Consider the following 22,164-nt stretch of genomic DNA (forward strand, 5'->3'; position numbering starts at 1 on the left):
GTTCACTGCTCAGGGCGGAGAACCAAGAGCATCAGGCGGTTGAGCAAGCTTGCGATGACTCAGACGGTCAGCACAGAAACTGCGAAAGAGGGCTTCCACCTCATCAGGGGGCATCCCTTGAACAAGCCTTGCCTCGATTTCATCCCGACGCTGCGACTGGTGGTAGAGACGCAGCTCCTGGAACGTTGTTTGGGATTGAGATTCGATGCGCGCGAGAGCATTACCCACCTGGTGATCCGCGAGCAACGGCCCGCCATGACAGTGCTGCATGACATGGGCCGACTCGTGGGCAAGAACGACCCAGACCTGCCTTGGATCGTCCTCAATGTTGTTGGCACAGATCAGCAGGGCATTGCGGGGGGCATGGAAGGCACCCAGAAGGGCGGACGGACAATCCTTGGCCACGAGGGTGTGAGTTCCCGCTCGGCGAATCAGAGCGGCATAGCTTCCGATCCGATCCCAGGTCTCAGCCTTGGACGATCCGGAGAAAAATGGAGCAAACAGCGTGAGGGCAAGCGCAGCGAAAGCACGCACTCGAGCCGACGGAGCCAGACCCAGCAAACCAACGTCTCCAGTTCCTGGTCTCATTCAAGACACGCTGGACCAAGTTGGCATCCCTTCCGCCTGAATTTCAGGTCATCAGGCGATTCACGCTGCCCACCTTGTCGCGAAACGACTGAACGCGATCAATTCTGGTGTTGACGCGAAGCGTGGCGTGGATCCGCTGCACTCCCTCTTGATGCAAACGCTCATGGCAGGCCTTCACGCAAGCGAAGACGTCATCCCATTCCCCTTCGATGGCCGTGCCATCGGGGCCGAGCTGATGATCAAGCCCGGAAGCCTTGATCACCTCCTGGCACAAAGCAATCCAAGGCCCGAGCGACACGCCCGCCCCGAGCGGAACCAGACACAGATCAATGCTTACCCGCACGAGCCAACCAGCCACCTTCAGTCATGGTTGAACGAGACCAGGCCAGGGCGCAAGCGCTTACAAGCCTCTCGACGCACCGTGGCTCCGCCTCACGATTCCAAAAGGCAGGCACTGGGATAACCGAGGGTGCGCCATTCCCCGCAACGCGTTTGCACCTCTAAAGCGATCCCTCGCTGAACCACAGACATCGAACGCCCCTGTCCGGAGCACCACCGACTGGCCGCCGCTTCCGCAGCAGCAATGGATTCATAAGGGGCATCCAAAACCGGATGCGGCTGCCCGTCCAATGCCACGAGCCTGTAGAGGGGGCAGCCGGGCTCAGGCATCGGACCACTTTTGCATCTGTCTACAGTGTTCCACGGCGTCGAGCGACGCGCCATCACGAAGTGTGTGCCCGGACCTCCTTGAGCGATGCCAAGCCAAGCTCTCACTGACGCTTACGGAGCACTTCTCAGCCGAGCCCCTGCGCCTCTGTTCGCCCGAGCCAGACAGCTTTACCTCAACAAATACTGCCTGGATGGGCGGACCACCCAGAGTCCTTTGCGCCTCTTCGTGGTGCAAGAGACCCTCGATGAACAGGTGGAAGCCGATCAGGAGGCCGGCCCTCTCGGCAGAGTTGCCACTCTTCAATCCAGCACGGCGGAGCTGGCGCTCGTTCACTGGCAGCGTGATGAGCCCCCTGATCAGACACTCCTTGAGACGTACCTCCAGCAGAGCTGGCAACTCCAACCCTCACAGCTGTCTCCAGCTGACGAACCCTGGTTCCGCAACGGCGGCTATCAACTACGGATAACCCTGCAGGAACCGCTGACCTGGGTCCGGAGCAGCCGATATCAAGACATCGACCATCAGTCCGGCAAAGGAAAACCCACGAAAAGCTGAAGTCACCGTCACCAGCTGCACAAAGCTGGCTAGGCAGAGTTCAGGACTCGCAGAGATTCATGATGAGATCATCACTCCTTGAGCGGTATGTTCTGCGCTACGCAAGCACCGGTCATTACCTGCGGGTCAACGACGAAAGCCAGGAAATTGAACGCAGCTCCAGCCCGGATTCAGCTTGGGAATTTCATACTCACGAAGGGGCAATCACGCACGCACTCTGGATTGGTGAAGTGTTTGGACAGACGCCCGACGTGGTGAAAATGGTTTAGATGTGGCTGAAAAACAACATTGTGACTGAAAACAACATTCAGACTATGTGCTGAGATCTCACTCAGTTCGTTTCACGCGATGTTCGTTCATGTCCAGATCAAATGTGTTCAACACCATGATTCAGAACAGCACGCAATTATTTAGTGCACGAAAACAAGATAGCAATTTGATTTTCAGTTAACCCTGGATAAAATGCCTGAGGCGTCGTGATTCATCAGCCATACGCCTCTGCAGCTCAGCGGATGGAGCAGCGGAATCTTCCCTTAACTGAGCGTTGATCACATCATCTTCACTGATTGAAAGGCCGCGCTCACGACCGAGTTCGATCAAGGTTTCAACAGACACCGGCTCCGAGAGGCGCTGCGCCAGCGCCTTCTCCTGATGACGTTGCTCGAGAAGGGTATCGAGATCCTGAAGAGACATGAACAGCAGCGTGCAGTGATCACAACTCCATTCCACCAGACCATTGCTAGACATCGCGAAGGACTTTTGAAGACCATGAGGACCCAACGTTTCACGACTGCTCTGATCGGCCTCAGTGCTGGCCTGATCAGCCTTGAAGCCGGCTTATCAGCGGCACAGGCTGGTTGCAACTTCCTCCCCCCTGTCGGAGGCAATGGCAGCAGCAACATCGTTAAAAAACGGGTCAGCAGAGAAAAGCTGATCGGCCGCACCAACTGGAACACTGACTTTGCCGTCAATGCTCCCTACAGCAGCTTCAAGCTTTTCTTCACAGCCGACTCCACAGCCAGCGGCACATATCCAGTGGAAGCATTCCTGAAATTCACTGACGGCAGCAATCTTCGCGTGGTGAAGGAATCCATGACTCCGCCAATCGGCACAGGCAAGCAGTTCGGACCATTCACGGTTCCCCAGGGCAAACAGGTCAACCAGGTGAACTTCAAGATCGGTGCGGGCAGCGATCCCAACTCAACAGGATTCAGCTACCGCATTTCCGTTCAGGGCTGCAACTGAGCCATCCCAGAGAGCAATGCGTGATCGGCTCTGGATCATCATCCCCGCAGCTGGATTTCCATTCCTGCTGGTGCTGTTCATTGTTCTCTGGCAGTCCCTGCAACAACAGAGCCGCACCATTGAGGATCTGGCGCAGCAGCTCGAGGGACTCGAACGTGCCGAGCTGCGCGACAGAGGCGGAAACCAAGAACTGATCGAACAGCAGCTGGGGGTCCTGCAGACACGACAACAAACGCTGCAGAGGCAGATCAGCAATCTGGAAAGCTGGCAGCGTGCATCCGGTGAACGGGAACGGGCCCTCTGGAACAGGCTTGAGACCCCGTTCCCAGCCAATCCGAATGTCGACCTTCAAGACAACCGGGACATCGAGCGAACAGAACCACCCGGACGGAGGTCATCTCAACAGCCGTCATCTCAACTGCCCTCATCCCAATGGCCAATCCTCAGCCCTTGACGGCATCGCCGCTGGCGCTGGGGAGAATGAAGCGCTGCAAAAGGATGAACAACAGCAGCACGGGAAGGATTGAAACCACAGATCCTGCGGCCACAATTCTCCAATCGAGGGAAAAACTGCTGGCCAGCTGCTGCAGACCCAGCGGCAGCGTGAACAGCTGAGGGTCATCCAGGATCACCAGTGGCCAGAGGAAATCGCTCCAGGTTCCGATGAACACAAACATGGCCAGCGTGATCAGATCAGCTCGCGCGGCTGGGATCATCACGTTCCACCACTCGCCGAGCTTGCTGCAGCCATCCATGCGGGCGGCTTCCTCCAGCTCTGCTGGAACCCCGAGAAAGCTCTGACGAAGCAGATACAAGCCGAAGGCGGTTGCGGCCTGAGGGATCACGAGAGCCATCAGGGTGTTGCGCAAACCCAGCTGCACCATCAGCAGATAGAGGGGGATCATCACCACCTGAAACGGGATCAGGATGGTGGCAACGACTAACCCCAGAACCAATCCACGCCCTGTGAAGCGCATGCGCGCCAGGGGGTAGGCAGCCAGGGAGCAGAACAGCAGATTGGCCACCACAGCCAACAAGCTGACCACGGTGCTGTTGAAGAGATAGCGCCCCAGAGGGTTGTCTCGAAACAGCCTTTCATAAGCGTCAAGACTGGGTTGTAAGGGCAGCAGGGCTGGGGGACTGGTGAAAATATCCTCTGCAGGGCCCTTCAGTGAGGTGCTGACCAACCACAGAAGGGGTATGAGCACCAGCAGTGCCAGCAGAATCAGCAGCAACAGCTGGAGCAAAGGCCCGGCACGAAGCCCAGCTTTGCCAGCTGGGTCTCGAGTGACGGAGGACTGCATCGGGTCAGAGGGTGGGGCGGGCAGCTAAAGCTGCAGTGTCCCTCTGAGGATGCAGAGCCGGTTGTGCAGACCCAGCCACCAGACGATTCAGAGCATTGACGAAGGCCTGAGCCGCAGCCACAACCACATCCGTATCGGCGGAATGGCCTGAATACAACTCACCATCGCGGCGCAGCCTGATGGTCACCTCACCGATGGCATCAATGCCTTCGGTCACAGATTTTACGGAGAACTCCACCAGCTCATTGGGCACCCCGGCAAGACCGTTGAGTGCTTGACACACGGCATCGACCGGACCGGTGCCGATGGATGCCATGGTCTGCTCCTTGCCATCCTCGTCCGCCAAGGTGACCGTGGCGGTGGGACTGAGGCTGCTGCCGCAGCTCACCTGCACAAGCTTCAGCTGATACCGGGCCTCCGGCTGCTGAACCTGCTCACTGACAATGGCTTCAAGGTCGCGGTCGGTGATTTCGCGCTTTCGATCGGCAAGGTCCTTGAAACGAGCGAAGGCATCATCGAGATCCTCACGACTGAGGTCGTAGCCCAGCTCTTCAAGACGAGCGCGCACCGCACTGCGACCACTGAGCTTGCCCAGGGAAATGCGGTTGTCACTGAGCCCAACCGTGCGGGCGTCGACGATTTCGTAGGTCAGCCGATTCTTAAGAACACCGTCCTGGTGAATCCCCGATTCATGGGCAAAAGCGTTCGCGCCCACGATCGCCTTATTGGGCTGAACCACCATGCCGGTGAGGTTGGACACCAGGCGTGAGGTTTTGGTGATCTCCTCAGTGCGCACCGCGGTGAGTGGAGTCGGCGAGTCCGCATCGCGGCCAAAGAATGGATTGAAATAACGACGGCGCACATGCAACGCCATCACCAGCTCCTCAAGAGCAGCATTACCGGCTCGCTCACCAATGCCGTTGATCGTGCATTCGAGCTGTCGCGCACCGTTCTTGACAGCCTCTAGGAAGTTGGCGACGGCGAGACCGAGATCGTTGTGTCCATGAACAGACAACACCGCCTCGCCGATATTGGGAACATGGCGATCAATGCCCGCGATCAGCGCTCCGAACTCCGTCGGTGTGGTGTAGCCGACCGTGTCGGGAATATTGATGGTGGTGGCACCGGCAGCGATCGCTGCCTCGATGACTTCGTAAAGAAATTCAGGGTCACTGCGTCCTGCGTCTTCGCAGGAGAACTCAACGTCATCGACCAGGGAATGGGCGTAAGCCACCATGTCGGGGACGATGGCCAGCACCTCCTTGCGACTTTTGCGCAGCTTGTGCTCAAGGTGAATATCGCTCGTTGCGATGAACGTATGAATTCGTCTGCGTGGGGCCGGAGCCACCGCGTCCGCGCAGGCCTTGATGTCGCCTTTTGATGCCCGCGACAGCCCGCAGATCACAGGCCCCTGTTCTCCACCGACCTGCTGGGCGATGCGCTGGACAGCTGCGAAATCCCCAGGACTCGCGAAGGGAAAACCCGCCTCGATCACATCGACGCCCAGTCGAGCCAGCTGCTGCGCGATCGCCAGTTTCTCCTCAAGGTTGAGACTGGCTCCAGGGGATTGCTCACCATCCCTGAGGGTGGTGTCGAAGATCAAAACGCGGCCTGGGTCGTGGGCCATGGCAAAAGCCTCGACGCGATTTAGTCGGAATGACTATGGGTAAGTCCACTCTAAGCGAGTAAGCCAGTGGCGATCTTGTAGATCCCGCCCGGAATCCCGGTACATTCACACGATTGATGGGACGGAAAAGTGGCCAACGGGGCACTGGCTCTTGTTCTGCACGCCCATCTGCCGTTCGTCCGCGGCGCGGAAGCTCACTCGCTTGAAGAGGACTGGTTCTTCCAGGCTCTGATCGAGTGCTATCTACCCCTGCTGGAGACGCTCGAAAGAGCTGCTGCTGATCCTGGGCAAACACCACAGCTGACCATGGGGCTGTCGCCGACACTGCTGTCACTACTGGCGGATCCCACTCTCAGACAGCGTTTTCCCGCCTGGATCCAAGCGCGACTCAATCTTTTACGCCATGCCCCGGACGACCGACGAGCGGCAGCGGAGCATCTGACCAGCAGCTTCCAACGCCACCTCGCAGCCTGGCAGCGCTGTGACGGCAACCTGATTCCACGCTTCTCAGAACTCCAGCGCCGGGGCGTTCTTGATCTGCTCACCTGTGGGGCGACCCATGGGTATCTACCTCTGCTGAGAGAGCACCCGGAGGTTGTGCGTGCCCAGTTGCGAACTGCCGTTAGAGAGCACCACAGATTGCTGGGAGAGAGGCCTCTTGGCATCTGGCTGCCCGAATGCGCTTACTACGAAGGACTGGATCGCTGGATGCGCGATGCAGGACTGCGCTACGCCGTCCTCGATGGCCACGGACTTCTGCATGCCCAACCCCGTCCGCGTTATGGGGTGTATGCACCGATTGTGAGCCGCCAGGGAGTGGCCTTCTTCGGTCGCGACAGTGATGCCACCCTTCCAGTCTGGTCTGCAAAGGATGGCTATCCAGGCGATCCCTGGTACCGGGAATTTCACCGGGATCTGGGTTGGGATTTACCCCCCGAACAGATCGAAGCCATGGGTTTGCCGGCCCAGCGTCCGTTGGGACTGAAACTGCACCGCGTCAGCGATCCTGCCGGTGGCCTGGATGGCAAACAGCCCTATCAGCCCGAACGGGCCATCGCACGCACCCGTGACCATGCCCAGCATTTCCTGGAGGGCCGACGGCGGCAGCTCGATCAGCTCAGCGCCGGGATGACCATCGAACCTCTGCTCGTGGCACCCTTCGATGCCGAGCTCTTCGGCCACTGGTGGTTTGAAGGTCCGGGTTTTCTGGCCGAACTGTTCAAACAGGCCCCGGAACAGAACATCCGATTCACCAGTCTGCGTGGCGTCCTGGATGCCCAACCGAATCTTCAGGTCTGCGATCCCTGTCCATCCAGCTGGGGCAGGGGTGGCTTTCATGATTATTGGCTCAACGAAACCAACGCCTGGATCATTCCTGAATGGAGCCGAGCAGGTCGAGTCATGGTGGATCGCTGCAGCCGCGGTGTGGGCAGCGAGCTTGATCTTCGTCTGTTGCATCAGGCCGGACGGGAACTGCTGTTGGCTCAGTCTTCGGACTGGAGTTTCATTCTCAGGGCCGGCACCACAACGGAATTGGCCCGAGAGCGGATCGAGCGTCACCTCCAACGCTTCTGGCGCTTGATCGCCGCAATCGAGCGCCGGGAGACGCTGCCGGAAGGATGGCTAGAAGAGCTGGAGGAGGAAGACGCTCTCTTCCCCTTGATTCAGCCGGCTGACTGGAGCAGCCTCAACGCCTGAAGCGTGGCGCCTGCCGCTGCGCGACTCCCAGCACAAGACCTCGCCTGAGCTGCCATGGGGACAGGGCAAACAGTCGCAGCATCACGCCCATCAGGCGTGGCAGCGGCAGGGTGTTGGTCAGGAACCCGAACCAATACTCCCGCGGCAGCGAGAAAAAGGTTGCGAAGTGGCGGCGCAGCAGCTGTTCGTTGAATCCCATCAATCGCCCCAGACCAAACTGATACAGCTGATGGCGCAGCACCAGTTCCGTGGGCCAGAGCGCCTGCCAGCCACGCCGCGCAAGATCGACTGATCCGAGCGACGGGTCAGCCACAAGGGCCGCCACAGCTTCAGCCAATCCAGGGCCCCGACGCAACAGAGACCCCACCATGTAGCCCGATGCCGGGTGCACCATGCTCGCGGCACCACCGAAGGCCAGCACTGGCTGACTGCGATCAGGCAGCGGCAGATTCATCGGAAACAGACAGAACTCCTCATGGAGGACTTCTGTGATCTGAACCCCGCGATGCGCGAGGCGTTGCTTGAGTCGCTGCTGGAGAACGTCGTAGGGAACTCCCGGTGCCAAGGCCAGTGAGGTCTCTTCAACAAAGAACACCCCATCACCGAGATCCATTGCATAGAGAAATGTGGGAGGCTCCAAACGCTGCATCTCACTGAGATGGTCGCTGCGGTAATCCATCAACACGAAACGTCCGCGGCTGATGGGGTCCTCTGAGAAACGCCCCACGACGCCATAGGCGGCCTGCCCAGCAACCGGTCCCTGATCAGGTCTGCGGATGTGCGGACTGCTCGCACCGGATGCATCAATGACAAGCCTGGCCTTGCGCACTTCGCCGGAGACACAGCTCACCAGGGTGTGCTCTGCTCCTGCTTCGACCCGTTCGGCGGAGTCCTGATGCCAGACCACGCCATCGGCCCGCTTCAGCCAATAGCGCTGTAGGCCAGCCCGATCGAACAAGCCGTAGTCGATGCCGTGAACCAGCGGTTGATCTGCGGCCTCTGAACCACCAGCTCCGAAGTAACTGACCGTGTCGCTCCAGCGATGCTCAATCAGATGCTCAAGGTCGAGGGCCTTCAACTCATCGACCCAGATGCCGTAGGTGTTGGGCCATGGTGCATCCACAGGCTCGGGAGCCAGGCCCTGAACAGCAACTCCGCGCTGGTGCAGTTCGGAAGCAAGACAGAGGGCGGCTGGACCGCCCCCAAGCACCAGCACATCAACGCAGCTAGCCAAGGTCAGCTGTCCGCCGGTGCACTCTCTGAGTTGACGTCGACAGCCTCACTGGAATCAGAGTCGGCTGAGGCGTCATCAAGCTCATGCGTCTCGGCTTCCGGGGGAACCAGCACCACCTTCAGGAGGCGATCACCCTTGTCGAGCTTCTGAAGGCGAACGCCCGTGGCTGCTCGTGATTGCTGAGGGATGGCATCGGCACTGGTCCGGACGATCACCCCTTTTTCACTCACCAGCAATAACTCTTCCCCTGCTCCAAGAACGCTCAGCCCCACCAGCTGATCAGCATCCGTGCGGAATTTCATGGCCCTCAGACCCATTCCAGCCCGCTTCTGCAGACGGAATTGAGTCACCGGAACCCTCTTACCGAGGCCCGCAGCCGAGGCTACGAGTACCCAGGGGCCCTCACTGGCAGGGGTGCCTTCGTCATCACCGTCGTCGGAACTGGCGGCGATCTGATCGGCAAGCTCCACGGGCAGCACATCCATGCTCACCAGTTCATCGCCTGCCCGCAGATTCATTGAGCGAACACCACGGGCGGTGCGGCCCAGAGGACGCAATTCATCGTCACTGAGGCGGAAGTGAATGGTCATTCCGGCTTTCGAGCCGATGAGCACACTGTCGCCGGGGACGGAGAGCCGTACCCATGTGAGCGCATCACCATCCTCAAGACCGATGGCGATCAGACCATTGGAGCGGATGTTGCTGAACGCCGACAGGCGGGTTCGTTTGATGAATCCGCCCTGAGTCAGCATCAACAGATCGGTGTCGTCATTGAACTCGGACACCGCCAGTAGCGATGTGATCGCCTCCTCCCTGGGAATGGGCAGCAACTGCACCACAGGTGTTCCCTTGGCCGTTCGGCTGCATTGAGGGACGCGATACGCCGGCAGGGCGTACGACACACCTCGGTCGCTGAACAACAACAGGGTGTCGTGGTCGTTGCAGCCGATGAACAGCTTGACCGCATCTTCACCCTGGCTTCTGGTGCCTGCCTTACCGCGCGTGCCCCGACTGGTGGCTTCAAATTCACTCACCGGCATCCGCTTGAGATAACCCGTTTCGGTCACCAGCACGACTGACCGCTCGTTCGCGATCAGATCGATATCTTCGAGGCCGCCACCCAGGTCGAGAATCTCGGTACGGCGCGGAACGGCATGACGATCCCTCAACTGATGGAGTTCGTCCTGAATCAGACCGAAGACCCGCTCCCGACGACCGAGAATATCTTTGTAGTCGGCGATCTTGGCAACAAGATCCTCATGCTCTAAGCGAATCTTGTCAGCTTCAAGAGCAGTGAGTCGCCTCAGCTGCATTTGCAGGATCGCGTCCGCCTGCACCTCGCTCAAACCATGACGGTCCTGCAGCTGCTGACGAGCTGTGGCGGTGTCGGGGGCCGCCCTGATCAGGGCGATGATCGGATCGAGCTGGTCAAGGGCCAGCAGCAGACCCAGAAGAATGTGATCGCGTTCCTCGGCCTTGCGCAGCAGGTAACGCGTGCGGCGCTCGATCGTCTCGACCCTGAAGTCGAGAAAGACCTCGAGCATCTTGCGCAGTGTGAGCAGGATCGGCTCACCATTCACAAGCGCCAGCATGTAAGCGCTGAAGTTGCTCTGCAGAGGAGTGAGCTTGTAGAGATTGTTCAGCACCACCTGCGGGTAGGCATCGCGGCGCAGCTCCACGACGATGCGCATGCCGTCGCGATCGCTTTCATCGCGGATATCGGAAATTCCCTCCAGCTTTTTGTCATTGACCATCTCGGCAATGCGCTCGATCAACGCTGCTTTGTTGGTCTGATAAGGGAGTTCGGTGATGATCACCGCATCGCGATCAGGACGGCCGGGCACCTCGAGTGTTTCGATGCCGGCCACACCGCGCATGGTCACCGAGCCGCGACCAGTGAGATAGGTCTCCTTGATTCCGGTGCGACCCAGGATCTGGCCTCCGGTTGGAAAATCCGGGCCTGGGATCAGGGCCATCAGCTCCTGGTCGCCGATCTCGGAATTCTCGATCAGGGCCAGAAGACCAGAAATCAGCTCTCCCAGGTTGTGGGGGGGAATGTTGGTCGCCATGCCCACGGCGATTCCGGCCGAGCCATTGAGCAAGAGCTGAGGGATCCGTGATGGCAGAACCGTGGGTTCTTGCTGCGAACCGTCAAAGTTGTCAATGAAATCGACGGTCTCCGCCTCGATGTCTTCGAGCAGAGAGTCGGTCGTGAGTGCCTGCAGCCGCGATTCGGTGTATCGCATGGCGGCTGGAGGATCATTGTCCACCGAGCCGAAGTTGCCATGCCCGTCGATCAGGGGCATCGACATGGAGAAGCTCTGGGCCATCCGCACCAGTGCGTCGTAGACCGCTGTATCTCCGTGGGGGTGATATTTACCGAGCACTTCACCCACCACACGCGCACACTTGCGGTAAGGACGGTCGCTGGTGAGGCCCAGCTCGTACATCGCGTAGAGAATCCTGCGATGGACAGGTTTGAGACCATCGCGGGCGTCAGGCAGAGCTCTGCCGACGATCACGCTCATCGCGTATTCGAGATACGAGCGCGACATCTCGTTGCGCAGGTCCGTCTGGATGATCCGATCGTCGGAATCGCCGGGACCGCCGCTGCCGGGCCCCACTGAATCCGCCATACAAGACCTGTAGATCGCCTGTCACTTTATCGCGGATGCGCGATCGGATGACACCAAATGCGTCACCTTTTGCTGTCTGTGTGGGATCAATCACGGATCAGGCCCTTACGCTTTGGCCTCGCCACTTGGACTGAAGTCGATGTCGTCCGACAAGCCCTCCGAAACGCAGGCTCCTGCCGAATCCACCAATCCGGATCTTCCGGCTCTGGGCGACATCACTGACCAAGGAGCTGAGGCGGAGTCAATCCCAGTTGCTGCAGAGTCCAAAACTGCTGCTTCTGCACCCTCCAAGGCAACAGTTGCTGAGACAACTGTTGATGAGACACCAGCGGCTCCAGAACCAGCCGCAAAACCCGTCACACCACCAGCCTCACCGTCGATCGCAGAACGCATCAGCGTTCCAGCCCAGGCACCTGCAGACAGCAGCGCTGAAGCAGGCGGCGGTGAATGGGATCTGCTGTCCAACCGCATCAAGCAGTTCTTTGAAGCCAACAACCTTCAGGATCAATGGCAGAGCCTGCGCCAGCCTCTGTTTCTGCTCGGCGGGCTGATTGTCGTCATCTTGACGATGAGGATCTATGGAGGAATCCTCGACGCCATCGCCACGATTCCACTGGCTCCCCGACTGTTTCAACTGGTCGGCACCTTTTATGCAGTCTGGTTTGCAGCAACTCGCTTGATCCGCGCTGAAGAGCGGAAAAAGATTTCGACCAACGTGAACGATCTCTGGACCAGCTTGCGCGGGAGCTCAAAGTCCTGAACCGCATCGTCACGAAGCGCGAAGCATCGATTGGTAGCTTGATCCGACTCTGTTAGCTCCTGCGGTGGACATTCAGCTCGGACGCTCGAAAGTTGTACGCCGGGCCTATGGCATCGATGAGATCGCACTGGTGCCTGGCGGCAAAACCGTGGATCCGGAGGTGACCAACACCAGCTGGTCGATCGGAGGAATCGAACGCGAGATCCCAATCATCGCCAGCGCCATGGATGGCGTCGTGGATGTGGGTATGGCCGTCAATCTCTCCAGGCTGGGAGCGCTTGGTGTGATCAACCTGGAGGGAGTCCAGACCCGTTACGAAGACCCGAACAGCGTTCTCGATCGCATCGCATCCGTTGGCAAGGACGAGTTCGTTCCTCTGATGCAGGAGATCTACAGCCAGCCGGTGCAGGAGTCCCTGATTCGCAAGCGCATCCAGGACATCAAGGCCCAGGGTGGAATCGCCGCTGTCAGCGGAACTCCGGTCGCAGCCTTGCGCTTCGGCAAAGCGATCGCCGACGCAGGAGCCGATCTCTTTTTTGTGCAGGCCACGGTGGTGTCGACGAATCACGTCGGCCCTGAGGGCCAGGAGACACTCGACCTTGAAGCCCTCTGTCGGGACCTGGGAGTTCCCGTCGTCATCGGCAATTGCGTGACTTATGACGTCGCTCTTCAGCTGATGCGCGCCGGCGCAGCTGCCGTGATGGTGGGAATCGGCCCTGGAGCAGCCTGCACCTCCAGAGGTGTTCTGGGCGTTGGAATCCCACAGGCCACAGCGGTGGCGGACTGCGCCGCAGCCCGCGAGGACTACCAGAAAGAAAGCAATCGGTACGTTCCCATCGTCGCCGACGGCGGCATTGTGACTGGCGGAGACATCTGCAAATGCATCGCCTGTGGAGCTGATGCCGTAATGATCGGCTCACCGATCGCCCGCGCAGACGAAGCACCCGGCCGTGGCTTTCACTGGGGGATGGCCACTCCGAGTCCGGTACTGCCCCGCGGCACCCGGATCAACGTTGGCAGCACAGGAAGCCTGGAGCGCATCCTGCGTGGGCCAGCCAAGCTGGATGACGGAACCCACAACCTGCTGGGCTGCCTGAAAACATCCATGGGAACCCTTGGAGCCCGCACGATCAAAGAGATGCAGCAAGTCGAAGTGGTGGTGGCACCATCGCTGCTCACCGAGGGCAAGGTGTACCAGAAAGCCCAGCACCTCGGCATGGGCAAATAAGCGCTTTTCTCGCACTGAGACAGGAGAAACGCCACTGAGGCGTGGGTAAAATCACCACGTGCGAGCCTCGGCTCACACACTCCTCACACCCCCTGGCCCGACGCGTTCGGGCTTTCTGTCTTTCGGTCATCCATCACAGTTCAGGCGAACAGCTGGTTGATTGAGCAGCAACCTCAGAAACGGTTGCTAAATTTCGCCCAATTCGACCGATCCTGAATGTCCAGCGCTGCCGCTGTCACCGACGCCTCCTTCGAGCAGGACGTCCTTCAGAGCGACGTCCCCGTGCTGGTCGATTTCTGGGCCCCCTGGTGTGGCCCCTGTCGCATGGTGGCGCCCATTGTTGATGAAATCGCCAAGGAGTTCGAAGGCAAGATCAAGGTGTTCAAGCTCAACACCGATGAAAATCCCAACGTGGCCAGCCAGTTCGGCATTCGCAGCATTCCGACTCTGATGGTGTTCAAGGGCGGTCAGAAAGTCGACACCGTGGTTGGAGCCGTTCCCAAGGCAACTCTCTCTGGCACGATTGCCAAGTACCTCTGAGGCCTCCACTGACCCTGTCAGCTGACCATTCCCCAGAGGGCTCATCCAAGCCGTTCCAGAAGATCGGCTTGATCGACTACGGGATGGGAAATCTCCATTCCGTTCAGACCAGTTTCGATCGATTGGGCCAATCTTTGGCCCAGGTACGACAACCACAGGACCTTGAGTCTTGTGATGCGCTGATTCTGCCGGGAGTCGGAGCTTTTGATCCGGCAATGGACAAGCTTCATTCCTCCGGGCTCGTGCAGCCTCTGCGCAGCTGGCACAACAGCAAACGTCCCTTACTCGGGATTTGCCTTGGCCTGCAGCTGCTGTTCGAACGCAGCGATGAGGGCAACGCCGAAGGTTTGGGACTCTTCAAGGGCGGCGTTCAACGCCTCCCGGATCAACAGGGCGAAAGAATTCCCCACATGGGCTGGGGCCAGCTCAAACCTCAACAGTCCTGCCCACTGCTTCCAGAAAGCAACGCACAACCCTGGGTCTATTTCGTGCACTCCTATGCAGCGGTCCCCAGCCAGACGTCTGATCTGGCGGCCACCGTGACCTTCGGGCAGGGGGAAGCCACGGCGATGGTCTGGAAACACCGCACTGGAGCCTGCCAGTTTCACCCTGAGAAATCGGCGAAAGCCGGTTCTCAGTTGCTGAAGCAATGGATCGGATGGCTGAAGTCCGGCGCGCAGCTGCCCCAGTGAAAGGTGGGCAGCTGCGCTTGATTGGTGGGCGTCGACTGCGTAGCCCTCAAGGTCAGGGAACTCGGCCGACCACCTCACGCGTGCGTGAAGCAGTGATGAACATGTTGAGTGCCGAGATCAGAGGCTGCCACTGGCTAGACCTCTGCAGCGGCAGTGGAGTGATGGGCTGTGAGGCGCTGATGCACGGGGCATCCCACGTGGTTGCGGTGGAAAAGGATGCGCGCACTGCAGCGATCTGTCGGGAGAATCTCGAACTGGTGGCCTCCATCGATGCCTGTGATGCAACGGTGCACGTGATCAAGAGAAATCTGCTGAGCTGGCTCAAGGAAGGCCGCCCTGACAGCGAACGCAGATTCTCAATCGTTTATTTCGATCCGCCCTATGACTCAGGGCTCTATCAACCAGTCCTCGACATGCTCGAGTGCGGAGATTGGGTCAGACCACGGGGCCTTGTGGTCTGTGAGTACGCCACAAAAGAAGTCTTCGAGATTCCCTCAGGCTGGAGAGAAGTCAACAGACGTCATTACGGAACCAGCAGCCTGCTGATTCTCAGCCGCCAAGAGCACTGCCGCGGCGATACTGATTCCAAGCTGCGACAAACAACCCGAGAAGTGTGACCGGAATCAGACCAAGAACGATGCCGCAAAGCAGAGGTTCGATCATGGCGTCGCGCCGAGTGGAAGGATTGACCACAATTGTTCCATGCACATGACGCAACTGTGACGACACCGTCATCAACTGCTGCAACGTCGGAACGACGCCGTGGTTGGGTGACGGCGTTGATCGCCATGGCTGTGATCACAGCCATGGCCCTAGCGGCATGGTTTTATCTCAGCACCCGCCTGGATCCCTACAGCAAGGCGACCCTGGCGCTGAATGGCGATGTGCAACATGGTGCGCAGCTGTTCCGTATCAACTGCGCTGGCTGTCATGGCGTTGCAGGTCAGGGACTGGTGGGTCCAACCCTTCAGGCCGTGAGCGAACGACGGCCGGACCGCTCGCTCATCCACCAGATCGTGAGCGGAGAAACCCCACCAATGCCGCGCTTTGAGATTGAACCGGAAGGAATGGCCGACCTGCTGAGCTACCTGCACACCCTGAACTGATGCCGTCGTGAGCCTTGCCGTGGTGTTGGTGGAGCCGGCCGGTCCGCTCAACATTGGAAGCGTGGCTCGTCTGTGCGCGAATTTCGGGGTCGAGGAATTAAGGCTTGTCGCTCCACGTTGTGATCCCGCTGACCCGGATGCACAACGCATGGCTGTGCATGGTGGACAGGTACTGAACCGTGCACGCCGCTTCCCAACTCTTCCTGAAGCCTTGGCGGATTGTCAGCGCGTCGTGGCCAGCTGCGGACGGATCGAGCATGGAGAGATTCCTGTTCAGGCTCCCGAACAGGTCATGCCCTGGGTGCAACAGGGTCTTGAATCAGCTGCGCAAGTCGCACTGGTCTTCGGCAGAGAGGACCGCGGACTCAGCAACGAAGAGCTGCTGCTCAGTCAACGCGTTGTAAGGCTTCACTCCGCGGAAGCCTATCCGTCGCTGAATTTGTCCCATGCGGTTGCCGTGATGCTGCATGAGCTTGAGCGAGTTCGCCGAGGATCCTCAGAGCCGCTGAAAGCAGCGCTTCAGGACGCGGAAACAGCCGCACCAACCCAGCTGATCGACTGCCTCAACGATGCGGAAGATCTGCTTTTGGAGGCGGGTTTCCTTCTGGAACACACTGCCAGGGCACGCATGGCCAAGGTCAAAGGGCTGCTGCAACGATCCGTGGTGCGTCCGGAGGAATTGGCGATGCTGCGTGGCATGGTCCGACAACTTCGTTGGGCGATTCGTTGCCACCGCCCGTAATCTCTGGCTTTCTCGCGCAGTTCCTTGGGCTCCAGTCGATCCAGACGCCAAAACCCTGGCTGGGGACGTCCTCTGCGGCTTGTGCTGCGACTTGTTCTGATGGGGGTGGGCCTTGGCGTGATTACGGGGTCGTTGCTGAAATTGGCAGGCCCAGCCGTTGAGACCGGAGATCTTGCACTGCCTGCGTGGCTGCCGTTATCCCAGCAGACCCCAGAGAGCAATGCCAAGCCTGGAGCAGGTGCCGACAGCAGCGCAACCACGTCCCTGAATCGCACCGAATCCCTGGGCCGTTTCGAGACCCGCAATGAACTCAAGCCTCTGAGTGAGCGCTGGCAGACACTGGCAGCAGAACAGCCCGACCTGAAGGTGAGCGCCTTCATGCTCGTGCTGGACGACGGGCGCTACGCGCAACTGGAGCCTGACACCGCGCTGCCGGCTGCCAGCTCCATCAAAACCCCGATCCTGCTCGTCACCCTTGAGGAGCTTGATGCGGGTCGCTTGAGTTGGAACGAACCTCTGCAACTCAGCAAAACCGTGGTGGGCGGGGGGGCTGGATGGATGGCATCGAAACCGCTTGGCACCCGGTTCCCGACCCATGAAGTTGCCACTGAGATGATCCGGGTGAGCGACAACACCGCCACCAACCTCCTGATCGAACGCCTGGGAGGTCAGGAGACCCTGAATGCCCGGTTCAATGCTCTGGGCCTGAGCGCCACAAGGGTGAATGATTGGCTGCCCGATCTCAAGGGCACCAACAGCACCAGTGCCAGAGACCTGGCGCGATCGATCGCACTCGTTGACACCGGGGAAGCGCTCTCGATCCGCAGCCGTGATCTGTTCCGTGAGGTGATGGGCACATCGATCACCAATACCCTTCTGCCGCGGGGACTGCTGCGTGGCCTTGGCGGTCGCCAGGGAGAGCCTGACGACAGCCTGATGGTGAAGGGATACAGAGTGCTCAATAAAACCGGGGACATCGGAATCGCCTACGCCGACGCCGGCTTGATTGAGTTGCCTGATGGCAGCAGAGCCGTTGCCGCCTTCCTGGTGAAGGGGCCCTTCAACGATCCCCGCTCGACCGAGCTGATCCGCAAGCTGGCAGCCGCGATGGCGCCGGTTCTCAAACCCAAACCCGCAGTTGCCCGTTCCACGGGAAGTGCCGCCAGCATCGAACCATGACACGTCTCATCCGCCTGCAGGCGCTGGCCGTTCTGACCATGGCCACAGCGTCCATGACAACGTTGCTTGCACCACCACCGCTTGCCGCGGACCAGCAGAAACCGGCTGACCAAACCCTGACTCGCCACAGCCAGGTCCGTGCACTCCCAGGCCAGCTGGATGACGTGCTGATGGTGAATGACAACAACCCTGAACTGATCACCGGGGAAGGCATCCTTGTCTCGACCTTTCCTCAGGCGCCGGGCCTAAATGTGGCGCTGAACGGTCGCTTCGATCTATTCAGCCATCACGTCTACGCCGGCCAGACCGATCAGCTGGATTCCACTCTCTGGCTTGCTGTTGTCGCCGAACCAGCTGGAGACGTTCCGGTGACTCTGCAACTTCTCGATGGCAGCACCTCCCTTTCGCAGGCAACCCTGAAGGGCCAAACCGCATCACCATTTCTGCCGCTGCCCGCCCTGATGGCTGAATCAGGGACAGCGATTGCCTCCGGTCCTGGCAGCAAGGTGGCCGGCGACCTGCTGCGCGGAGACGTCGCGGATGAACTCCAGCGGCAATGGCAGATTGCGCCTGGATCGGTCAGCCCCCTGGTCGTGCTGCCAATCCCAGTCTCGGGACTGGACCCCCTTCTCAACGGTCGCAACCTGCAGCTGCGACTTCAAAGCTCAGGTCCGGTCCATATTGCAACCATCGCCGCCTATGGAAACGGTGAAAAGGTTCCTGGACAAGACCGGTGGAGGAAGCTGCTGAGTGAAGGGCGGCAGAGTCCCAAGGAACACCAGCCAACCCCGCGCGGCGCCCGCGGCAGGATTGTTTATTCACGGGTCAGCGGTGTTCAGATCGGCAGCACCTGGAGGGCGACCCTGACCGATCCAGAATCCAGCCACCTGAACGTCGAGGAAGCTCCCATCTCCTGGCCGATTAGCAGCCTGGAACGCGGTGACCTGAAGACAGAACACATCCAGACAGCAGAGCTGAAAGCCTTTGATCCAGGCACCGCCTGGGCAGCGCACGGCAACTACGGCGTTGAGTACGACCTGACGCTTCCTCTCCGCAATCAGGGATCACAGCAGCGAACAGTGGCGATCAGTCTGGAATCCCCTGACAAGAACAACAGCGGCAACGGCCAACTGGCGTTCAGCCGCAGTAACAGCGGTCCGGTGATGTTCCGTGGACCAATCGAGGTGAGCGGGCTGGATGGACAAGCAGGGCGTCCCAGCGGGCGTCGACGGTTTCACCTGGTGCTGCGACGGGGTCAAGAGGGCCCCCAACTTGGGCAGATCACCCTTGATCCAGGGCAACAACGTTCGGTGCGCGTCCGCCTGATTTACCCAGCGGATGCCACCCCTCCCCAGGTGTTGTCTCTCCGACCTGTGAAACAATCCACAGAAGCACCAGTCGATCGTCCGTGAGTTCACCGCGCAAGCGCAGAGTTTTTCCCTTCACGGCCGTGATCGGTCAGGAGGAAATGAAACTTGCTCTGCTGCTGAACGTGATCGATCCCCGCATTGGCGGAGTGATGATCATGGGTGACAGGGGCACAGGTAAGTCGACCACGATCCGGGCACTGGCGGACCTGCTGCCGGGCATCGAAGTTGTCGCCGGAGACCCCTACAACAGCTCACCAACCGATCCTGATCTCCAAAGCAGCGATGTGCGTCAGCGCCTCGAGCATGGGGAAGCCCTGGCGACAGAAGACCGTCAGGTGCCCATGGTTGATCTGCCGCTAGGCGCAACCGAAGACCGTCTGTGCGGCACCATCGACATCGAAAAAGCCCTCAGCGAAGGTGTGAGGGCCTTCGAACCAGGCTTGCTGGCGAAGGCAAACAGAGGCTTGCTTTACGTCGATGAAGTCAATCTTCTGGATGATCATCTGGTCGATGTCTTGCTTGATTCCGCGGCGTCAGGCTGGAACACGGTTGAACGGGAAGGCGTGTCTGTGCGCCACCCAGCCCGTTTCGTGCTGATCGGTTCCGGCAACCCTGAGGAAGGCGAACTGCGCCCCCAGCTCCTCGACCGCTTTGGAATGAGTGTTGAGGTGCGGACAGTCAGAGACCCTGAGCTTCGTGTTCAGGTGGTGGACCAGCGCACAGCCTTTGACACGGACCCTGATGCATTCAGCTCCTCAGTTGAAGCAGGACAAAAGGCACTGCAGGAACGGGTCGTGGAAGCCCAGCAGAGGCTGGACCATGTTGATATCGACGATGACCTGAGATTGAGGATTTCCGCTGTGTGTGGCGAGTTGGATGTCGACGGCCTCCGGGGTGACATCGTCACCAACAGGGCTGCACGAGCCCTGGCGGCCTTCGAAGGCCGAACTGAAGTCACGGAAGAGGATGTCGCTCGCGTGGCGTCGTGCTGTCTGCGCCACAGACTGCGCAAAGACCCCCTGGAGCAGATCGATTCCGGTGATCGTGTGGTGAAAGTGTTCTGCAAAGTGTTCGAGCGCAGCGAGAGCAGCGACAGAGCCGAATTCGAACTGGCCCTCGCCGCCTGATGCTCTTCCACCGTTAGGCGTGCGCATTCTCGGTATCGACCCCGGTCTCGCCCGCGTTGGTTACGGGGTGATTGACACCTCTGGCGGTCAGCAGACCATGCTCGATTGCGGCATCATCCGCACCGATCCTGGTCATTCAGAAGGCGCGCGGATGGTGGAGATTGCCCGAGATTTACGTCAGCTGATCAGGGCCTGGCGCCCGGAATTGGCCTCCGTGGAAAAGTTTTTCTTCTACCGATCCAGCAACACCATCGCCGTTGTTCAAGCGCGTGGTGTGGTGATCATGACCCTCAGCAGATTCGGACTGCCGATCGTTGAGTTTCCTCCGATGCAAATCAAGCAGGCTCTCACTGGCCATGGCCATGCTGACAAGGATGAAGTTCTTGAGGCCGTGATGCGCGAGCTCAACCTTGAGTCTCCCCCCAGACCCGACGACGCTGCAGATGCACTGGCCGTTGCATTGACGGGATGGTTTCAGCGATAGAGAAGACCTCGATACGAACTCAACAAGCCACTGTGAAGCGGAGGATTGCTGATCACGTCTTCAACGGAAGACCGTTAACGACAACGGTCTGATAATCAACTAAAACTCTATGAAGACCTGGTGAGAGAAGACTGAATTATTGGCACTTTTCCACAAGTAATTGTTGATAACCTTGCCAAATTGTGGAGAACCAGACAAGAGCAATTCATGTCCATCGATGAGCTTCAAATCATTCACTCAGGATGGGCTCAAAGAGTCCAGAAGCTCAGCGGTGTCGAATTCTTTGACCCTCAGCGTCTCAGCCGAACCCATCGACAGGCGATCGATGTCGCTCCAATCAAGCCTCACATCAACGACAAAATGTGCGCAGTGGACCAAGATCCGAACCATGGCCTGCCTGCGACTGTCACTGGCCTTGGGACTGCCCCCGGCTTTCTGGACGATGGAGCAGCGCTCAGTCTGAGCTGGACACCTGCACCGCTGGAGACTCCTCCATTGCTTCTCCTTCATCAGAACTTGCTGAAGGGAGCAAGCCCAGCTGCGTTTCAACGGTTGCCCTGTACCGGTTCAGATCGGTTTCCAACTCCTGGATGCGCACTTGCTGGGCATCGAAATCACTGGATTGCTTGAAGCGATCCACGCTGTTCAGCATTCCACTCCATGCAGCAAACAGCCAGGCGGACGTCGCGCCAATCCCCGCAGCCAACAGCAGCAATGCTGCAAGAGGTGTTGTGTACTTCAGACCCGGCAGCACATGCACGGTTGTTGCAGCCGTGTTTTCCAGCGTGAAGAACACCATGCTCAGACCGAAGACGAAGATCAGGGTGAAATTGATCTGACGCATGGTCCAAGTGGCTTGAGGACCAAAAACTACGTAACCAGTTGTGAGCTGAGAGCCAAAGACAGTTGAAAGGATGAAGTTCGTTAGGCAGCGACAAAGTCGTTAACGAAACGAGGAAGCCTCAGGCCACCATCTTGAAACGCTTCACTTTCATCGACTGGGCGTGGTCATTCCTTGAGCCGTTCCATCACGACCCGTGAGAAAGCTCTCTCCCTGGCCGCTGTGACAATCAGCGCTTTCGAGAGTTGCTTGAGAGCCTCCACGTCATTGCACTCGTCAATCTTGCGACAGGCACGTTCAACGCGAAACTGCTGTTCGATGGTCAAGGGAATCTCAGAAGACGGCACAGCAACCACGACCTTTTGCTGAGGGGAATCTGGCGAGTGCAACCCCCTCGCCGTGGACGCTGCGCCCTAAGAAAAAACAAAAAAATCGTGGTGTTCTATTCGATCCAACATCAGAGACCATGGCTGCGAAGCCTGAGAAGGAGCGTCCATGAACATCAGAGACCTTGAGCAAAGGACAACAGCAAGATGCT

26 protein-coding genes and 1 pseudogene are annotated in these 22,164 nt (G+C 59.1%); 16 read left to right on the top strand and 11 right to left on the bottom strand.

Annotated elements, in window-relative coordinates; genetic code table 11:
* Positions 1-9 precede the first annotated feature (9 nt).
* From AC6EI9_RS05455 to AC6EI9_RS05465, 3 genes are all read right to left on the bottom strand, one after another.
* Positions 10-588 carry a DUF8637 domain-containing protein gene (locus AC6EI9_RS05455; RefSeq protein WP_498469504.1) on the bottom strand — a complete coding sequence of 193 codons (579 nt, stop codon included), beginning with the start codon at positions 586-588 and terminating at the stop codon, positions 10-12.
* A gap of 43 nt (positions 589-631) precedes the next feature.
* Positions 632-931, bottom strand: coding sequence for an MTH1187 family thiamine-binding protein (locus AC6EI9_RS05460; RefSeq protein WP_498469927.1), 300 nt, complete (start codon positions 929-931; stop codon positions 632-634).
* A gap of 89 nt (positions 932-1,020) precedes the next feature.
* Positions 1,021-1,257 (bottom strand): hypothetical protein, encoded by a 237-nt coding sequence (locus AC6EI9_RS05465; RefSeq protein ID WP_498469505.1) that lies wholly within the window; start codon positions 1,255-1,257, stop codon positions 1,021-1,023.
* A gap of 85 nt (positions 1,258-1,342) precedes the next feature.
* On the opposite strand from AC6EI9_RS05465, the gene AC6EI9_RS05470 reads away from it, so the two are divergent.
* Entirely contained in the window at positions 1,343-1,813 is a 471-nt protein-coding gene (locus tag AC6EI9_RS05470; RefSeq protein WP_498469506.1) for a hypothetical protein, read from the top strand.
* A 447-nt stretch (positions 1,814-2,260) separates the two neighbouring features.
* Here the strand turns inward: AC6EI9_RS05470 and AC6EI9_RS05475 are convergent, their stop codons facing one another.
* Positions 2,261-2,560, bottom strand: a complete 300-nt coding sequence (locus AC6EI9_RS05475; RefSeq protein ID WP_498469507.1) for a Nif11-like leader peptide family natural product precursor — start codon at positions 2,558-2,560, stop codon at positions 2,261-2,263.
* A gap of 21 nt (positions 2,561-2,581) precedes the next feature.
* On the opposite strand from AC6EI9_RS05475, the gene AC6EI9_RS05480 reads away from it, so the two are divergent.
* The gene (locus AC6EI9_RS05480; protein WP_498469508.1) at positions 2,582-3,058 is read left to right on the top strand and encodes a hypothetical protein; all 477 of its coding nucleotides are present in this window, start codon (positions 2,582-2,584) and stop codon (positions 3,056-3,058) included.
* A 16-nt stretch (positions 3,059-3,074) separates the two neighbouring features.
* A complete protein-coding gene (locus AC6EI9_RS05485; protein WP_498469509.1) occupies positions 3,075-3,512 on the top strand; it encodes a signal protein in 438 nt (145 codons plus the stop codon).
* Here AC6EI9_RS05485 and AC6EI9_RS05490 read toward each other — a convergent pair.
* Positions 3,502-4,362: a carbohydrate ABC transporter permease gene (locus AC6EI9_RS05490; RefSeq protein WP_498469510.1), complete on the bottom strand. Its 861-nt coding sequence runs from the start codon at positions 4,360-4,362 to the stop codon at positions 3,502-3,504. The genes AC6EI9_RS05485 and AC6EI9_RS05490 overlap by 11 nt on opposite strands.
* Positions 4,363-4,366: 4 nt before the next feature.
* The gene (locus tag AC6EI9_RS05495) at positions 4,367-5,989 is read right to left on the bottom strand and encodes a 2-isopropylmalate synthase (protein ID WP_498469511.1); all 1,623 of its coding nucleotides are present in this window, start codon (positions 5,987-5,989) and stop codon (positions 4,367-4,369) included.
* Between the two features lie 129 nt (positions 5,990-6,118).
* Here AC6EI9_RS05495 and AC6EI9_RS05500 point away from each other — a divergent pair, with 129 nt between their 5' ends.
* Positions 6,119-7,687, top strand: coding sequence for a glycoside hydrolase family 57 protein (locus AC6EI9_RS05500; RefSeq protein WP_498469512.1), 1,569 nt, complete (start codon positions 6,119-6,121; stop codon positions 7,685-7,687).
* Here AC6EI9_RS05500 and crtL read toward each other — a convergent pair.
* Entirely contained in the window at positions 7,677-8,921 is a 1,245-nt protein-coding gene (gene crtL / locus AC6EI9_RS05505; RefSeq protein ID WP_498469513.1) for a lycopene beta cyclase, read from the bottom strand. The two genes, AC6EI9_RS05500 and crtL, sit on opposite strands and share 11 nt — an antisense overlap.
* Before the next feature lie 2 nt (positions 8,922-8,923).
* Positions 8,924-11,557 carry a DNA gyrase subunit A gene (gene gyrA / locus AC6EI9_RS05510; protein WP_498469514.1) on the bottom strand — a complete coding sequence of 878 codons (2,634 nt, stop codon included), beginning with the start codon at positions 11,555-11,557 and terminating at the stop codon, positions 8,924-8,926.
* Between the two features lie 139 nt (positions 11,558-11,696).
* Between gyrA and AC6EI9_RS05515 the strand changes: the two genes are divergently transcribed.
* The 5 genes and pseudogenes from AC6EI9_RS05515 to rsmD form a co-directional block, all read left to right on the top strand.
* Positions 11,697-12,317 carry a CAAD domain-containing protein gene (locus AC6EI9_RS05515; RefSeq protein ID WP_498469515.1) on the top strand — a complete coding sequence of 207 codons (621 nt, stop codon included), beginning with the start codon at positions 11,697-11,699 and terminating at the stop codon, positions 12,315-12,317.
* Positions 12,318-12,381: 64 nt separating this feature from the next.
* Complete coding sequence (locus AC6EI9_RS05520) at positions 12,382-13,545, top strand: GuaB3 family IMP dehydrogenase-related protein (protein ID WP_498469516.1); 1,164 nt, start codon at positions 12,382-12,384, stop codon at positions 13,543-13,545.
* A gap of 216 nt (positions 13,546-13,761) precedes the next feature.
* A complete protein-coding gene (gene trxA / locus AC6EI9_RS05525; RefSeq protein ID WP_066909933.1) occupies positions 13,762-14,085 on the top strand; it encodes a thioredoxin in 324 nt (107 codons plus the stop codon).
* A gap of 83 nt (positions 14,086-14,168) precedes the next feature.
* Entirely contained in the window at positions 14,169-14,777 is a 609-nt protein-coding gene (hisH, locus tag AC6EI9_RS05530) for an imidazole glycerol phosphate synthase subunit HisH (RefSeq protein WP_498469928.1), read from the top strand.
* Positions 14,744-15,271 (top strand): annotated as a pseudogene (rsmD, locus tag AC6EI9_RS05535) (16S rRNA (guanine(966)-N(2))-methyltransferase RsmD); the annotation flags it as partial. The gene hisH and the pseudogene rsmD, both read left to right, overlap by 34 nt.
* A gap of 55 nt (positions 15,272-15,326) precedes the next feature.
* Here the strand turns inward: rsmD and petG are convergent.
* On the bottom strand, positions 15,327-15,440 hold the full coding sequence (gene petG / locus AC6EI9_RS05540) for a cytochrome b6-f complex subunit V (protein ID WP_006041770.1): 114 nt from the start codon (positions 15,438-15,440) through the stop codon (positions 15,327-15,329).
* A 56-nt stretch (positions 15,441-15,496) separates the two neighbouring features.
* On the opposite strand from petG, the gene AC6EI9_RS05545 reads away from it, so the two are divergent.
* The 7 genes from AC6EI9_RS05545 to AC6EI9_RS05575 all read left to right on the top strand — a co-directional run bounded on the left by AC6EI9_RS05545 (position 15,497) and on the right by AC6EI9_RS05575 (position 21,248).
* Positions 15,497-15,883, top strand: a complete 387-nt coding sequence (locus AC6EI9_RS05545; RefSeq protein ID WP_498469517.1) for a c-type cytochrome — start codon at positions 15,497-15,499, stop codon at positions 15,881-15,883.
* 7 nt (positions 15,884-15,890) lie between these two features.
* A complete protein-coding gene (locus AC6EI9_RS05550) occupies positions 15,891-16,625 on the top strand; it encodes an RNA methyltransferase (RefSeq protein WP_498469518.1) in 735 nt (244 codons plus the stop codon).
* Between the two features lie 24 nt (positions 16,626-16,649).
* Positions 16,650-17,804: a serine hydrolase gene (locus AC6EI9_RS05555; RefSeq protein WP_498469519.1), complete on the top strand. Its 1,155-nt coding sequence runs from the start codon at positions 16,650-16,652 to the stop codon at positions 17,802-17,804.
* Positions 17,805-17,842: 38 nt separating this feature from the next.
* A complete protein-coding gene (locus tag AC6EI9_RS05560) occupies positions 17,843-19,216 on the top strand; it encodes a DUF3370 domain-containing protein (RefSeq protein WP_498469929.1) in 1,374 nt (457 codons plus the stop codon).
* A complete protein-coding gene (gene bchI / locus AC6EI9_RS05565; protein WP_498469520.1) occupies positions 19,213-20,301 on the top strand; it encodes a magnesium chelatase ATPase subunit I in 1,089 nt (362 codons plus the stop codon). The genes AC6EI9_RS05560 and bchI overlap by 4 nt, the downstream gene beginning before the upstream one ends.
* Positions 20,302-20,320: 19 nt before the next feature.
* Positions 20,321-20,785, top strand: a complete 465-nt coding sequence (gene ruvC / locus AC6EI9_RS05570) for a crossover junction endodeoxyribonuclease RuvC (protein ID WP_498469521.1) — start codon at positions 20,321-20,323, stop codon at positions 20,783-20,785.
* A 325-nt stretch (positions 20,786-21,110) separates the two neighbouring features.
* Entirely contained in the window at positions 21,111-21,248 is a 138-nt protein-coding gene (locus AC6EI9_RS05575; protein ID WP_498469522.1) for a hypothetical protein, read from the top strand.
* Here AC6EI9_RS05575 and AC6EI9_RS05580 read toward each other — a convergent pair.
* Together AC6EI9_RS05580 and AC6EI9_RS05585 are read right to left on the bottom strand one after the other, a co-directional pair.
* Positions 21,240-21,629, bottom strand: coding sequence for a lipopolysaccharide assembly protein LapA domain-containing protein (locus AC6EI9_RS05580; protein WP_498469523.1), 390 nt, complete (start codon positions 21,627-21,629; stop codon positions 21,240-21,242). The two genes, AC6EI9_RS05575 and AC6EI9_RS05580, sit on opposite strands and share 9 nt — an antisense overlap.
* A gap of 164 nt (positions 21,630-21,793) precedes the next feature.
* Positions 21,794-21,952, bottom strand: a complete 159-nt coding sequence (locus AC6EI9_RS05585) for a hypothetical protein (RefSeq protein ID WP_498469524.1) — start codon at positions 21,950-21,952, stop codon at positions 21,794-21,796.
* Positions 21,953-22,164: the final 212 nt, after the last annotated feature.

The sequence above is a fragment of the Synechococcus sp. MIT2312 genome (assembly GCF_059772315.1).

Bases quoted from the DNA above. Each gene is read 5' to 3' on its own strand.
- AC6EI9_RS05455 (WP_498469504.1), bottom strand. From the start codon at position 588: ATGAGACCAGGAACTGGAGACGTTGGTTTGCTGGGTCTGGCTCCGTCG.
- AC6EI9_RS05465 (WP_498469505.1), bottom strand. From the start codon at position 1,257: ATGCCTGAGCCCGGCTGCCCCCTCTACAGGCTCGTGGCATTGGACGGG.
- AC6EI9_RS05470 (WP_498469506.1), top strand. From the start codon at position 1,343: ATGCCAAGCCAAGCTCTCACTGACGCTTACGGAGCACTTCTCAGCCGA.
- AC6EI9_RS05475 (WP_498469507.1), bottom strand. From the start codon at position 2,560: ATGTCTAGCAATGGTCTGGTGGAATGGAGTTGTGATCACTGCACGCTG.
- AC6EI9_RS05480 (WP_498469508.1), top strand. From the start codon at position 2,582: ATGAGGACCCAACGTTTCACGACTGCTCTGATCGGCCTCAGTGCTGGC.
- AC6EI9_RS05485 (WP_498469509.1), top strand. From the start codon at position 3,075: ATGCGTGATCGGCTCTGGATCATCATCCCCGCAGCTGGATTTCCATTC.
- AC6EI9_RS05490 (WP_498469510.1), bottom strand. From the start codon at position 4,362: ATGCAGTCCTCCGTCACTCGAGACCCAGCTGGCAAAGCTGGGCTTCGT.
- AC6EI9_RS05495 (WP_498469511.1), bottom strand. From the start codon at position 5,989: ATGGCCCACGACCCAGGCCGCGTTTTGATCTTCGACACCACCCTCAGG.
- gyrA (WP_498469514.1), bottom strand. From the start codon at position 11,557: ATGGCGGATTCAGTGGGGCCCGGCAGCGGCGGTCCCGGCGATTCCGAC.
- AC6EI9_RS05515 (WP_498469515.1), top strand. From the start codon at position 11,697: ATGTCGTCCGACAAGCCCTCCGAAACGCAGGCTCCTGCCGAATCCACC.
- trxA (WP_066909933.1), top strand. From the start codon at position 13,762: ATGTCCAGCGCTGCCGCTGTCACCGACGCCTCCTTCGAGCAGGACGTC.
- hisH (WP_498469928.1), top strand. From the start codon at position 14,169: ATGGGAAATCTCCATTCCGTTCAGACCAGTTTCGATCGATTGGGCCAA.
- petG (WP_006041770.1), bottom strand. From the start codon at position 15,440: ATGATCGAACCTCTGCTTTGCGGCATCGTTCTTGGTCTGATTCCGGTC.
- AC6EI9_RS05560 (WP_498469929.1), top strand. From the start codon at position 17,843: ATGGCCACAGCGTCCATGACAACGTTGCTTGCACCACCACCGCTTGCC.
- AC6EI9_RS05575 (WP_498469522.1), top strand. From the start codon at position 21,111: ATGTCGCTCCAATCAAGCCTCACATCAACGACAAAATGTGCGCAGTGG.
- AC6EI9_RS05580 (WP_498469523.1), bottom strand. From the start codon at position 21,629: ATGCGTCAGATCAATTTCACCCTGATCTTCGTCTTCGGTCTGAGCATG.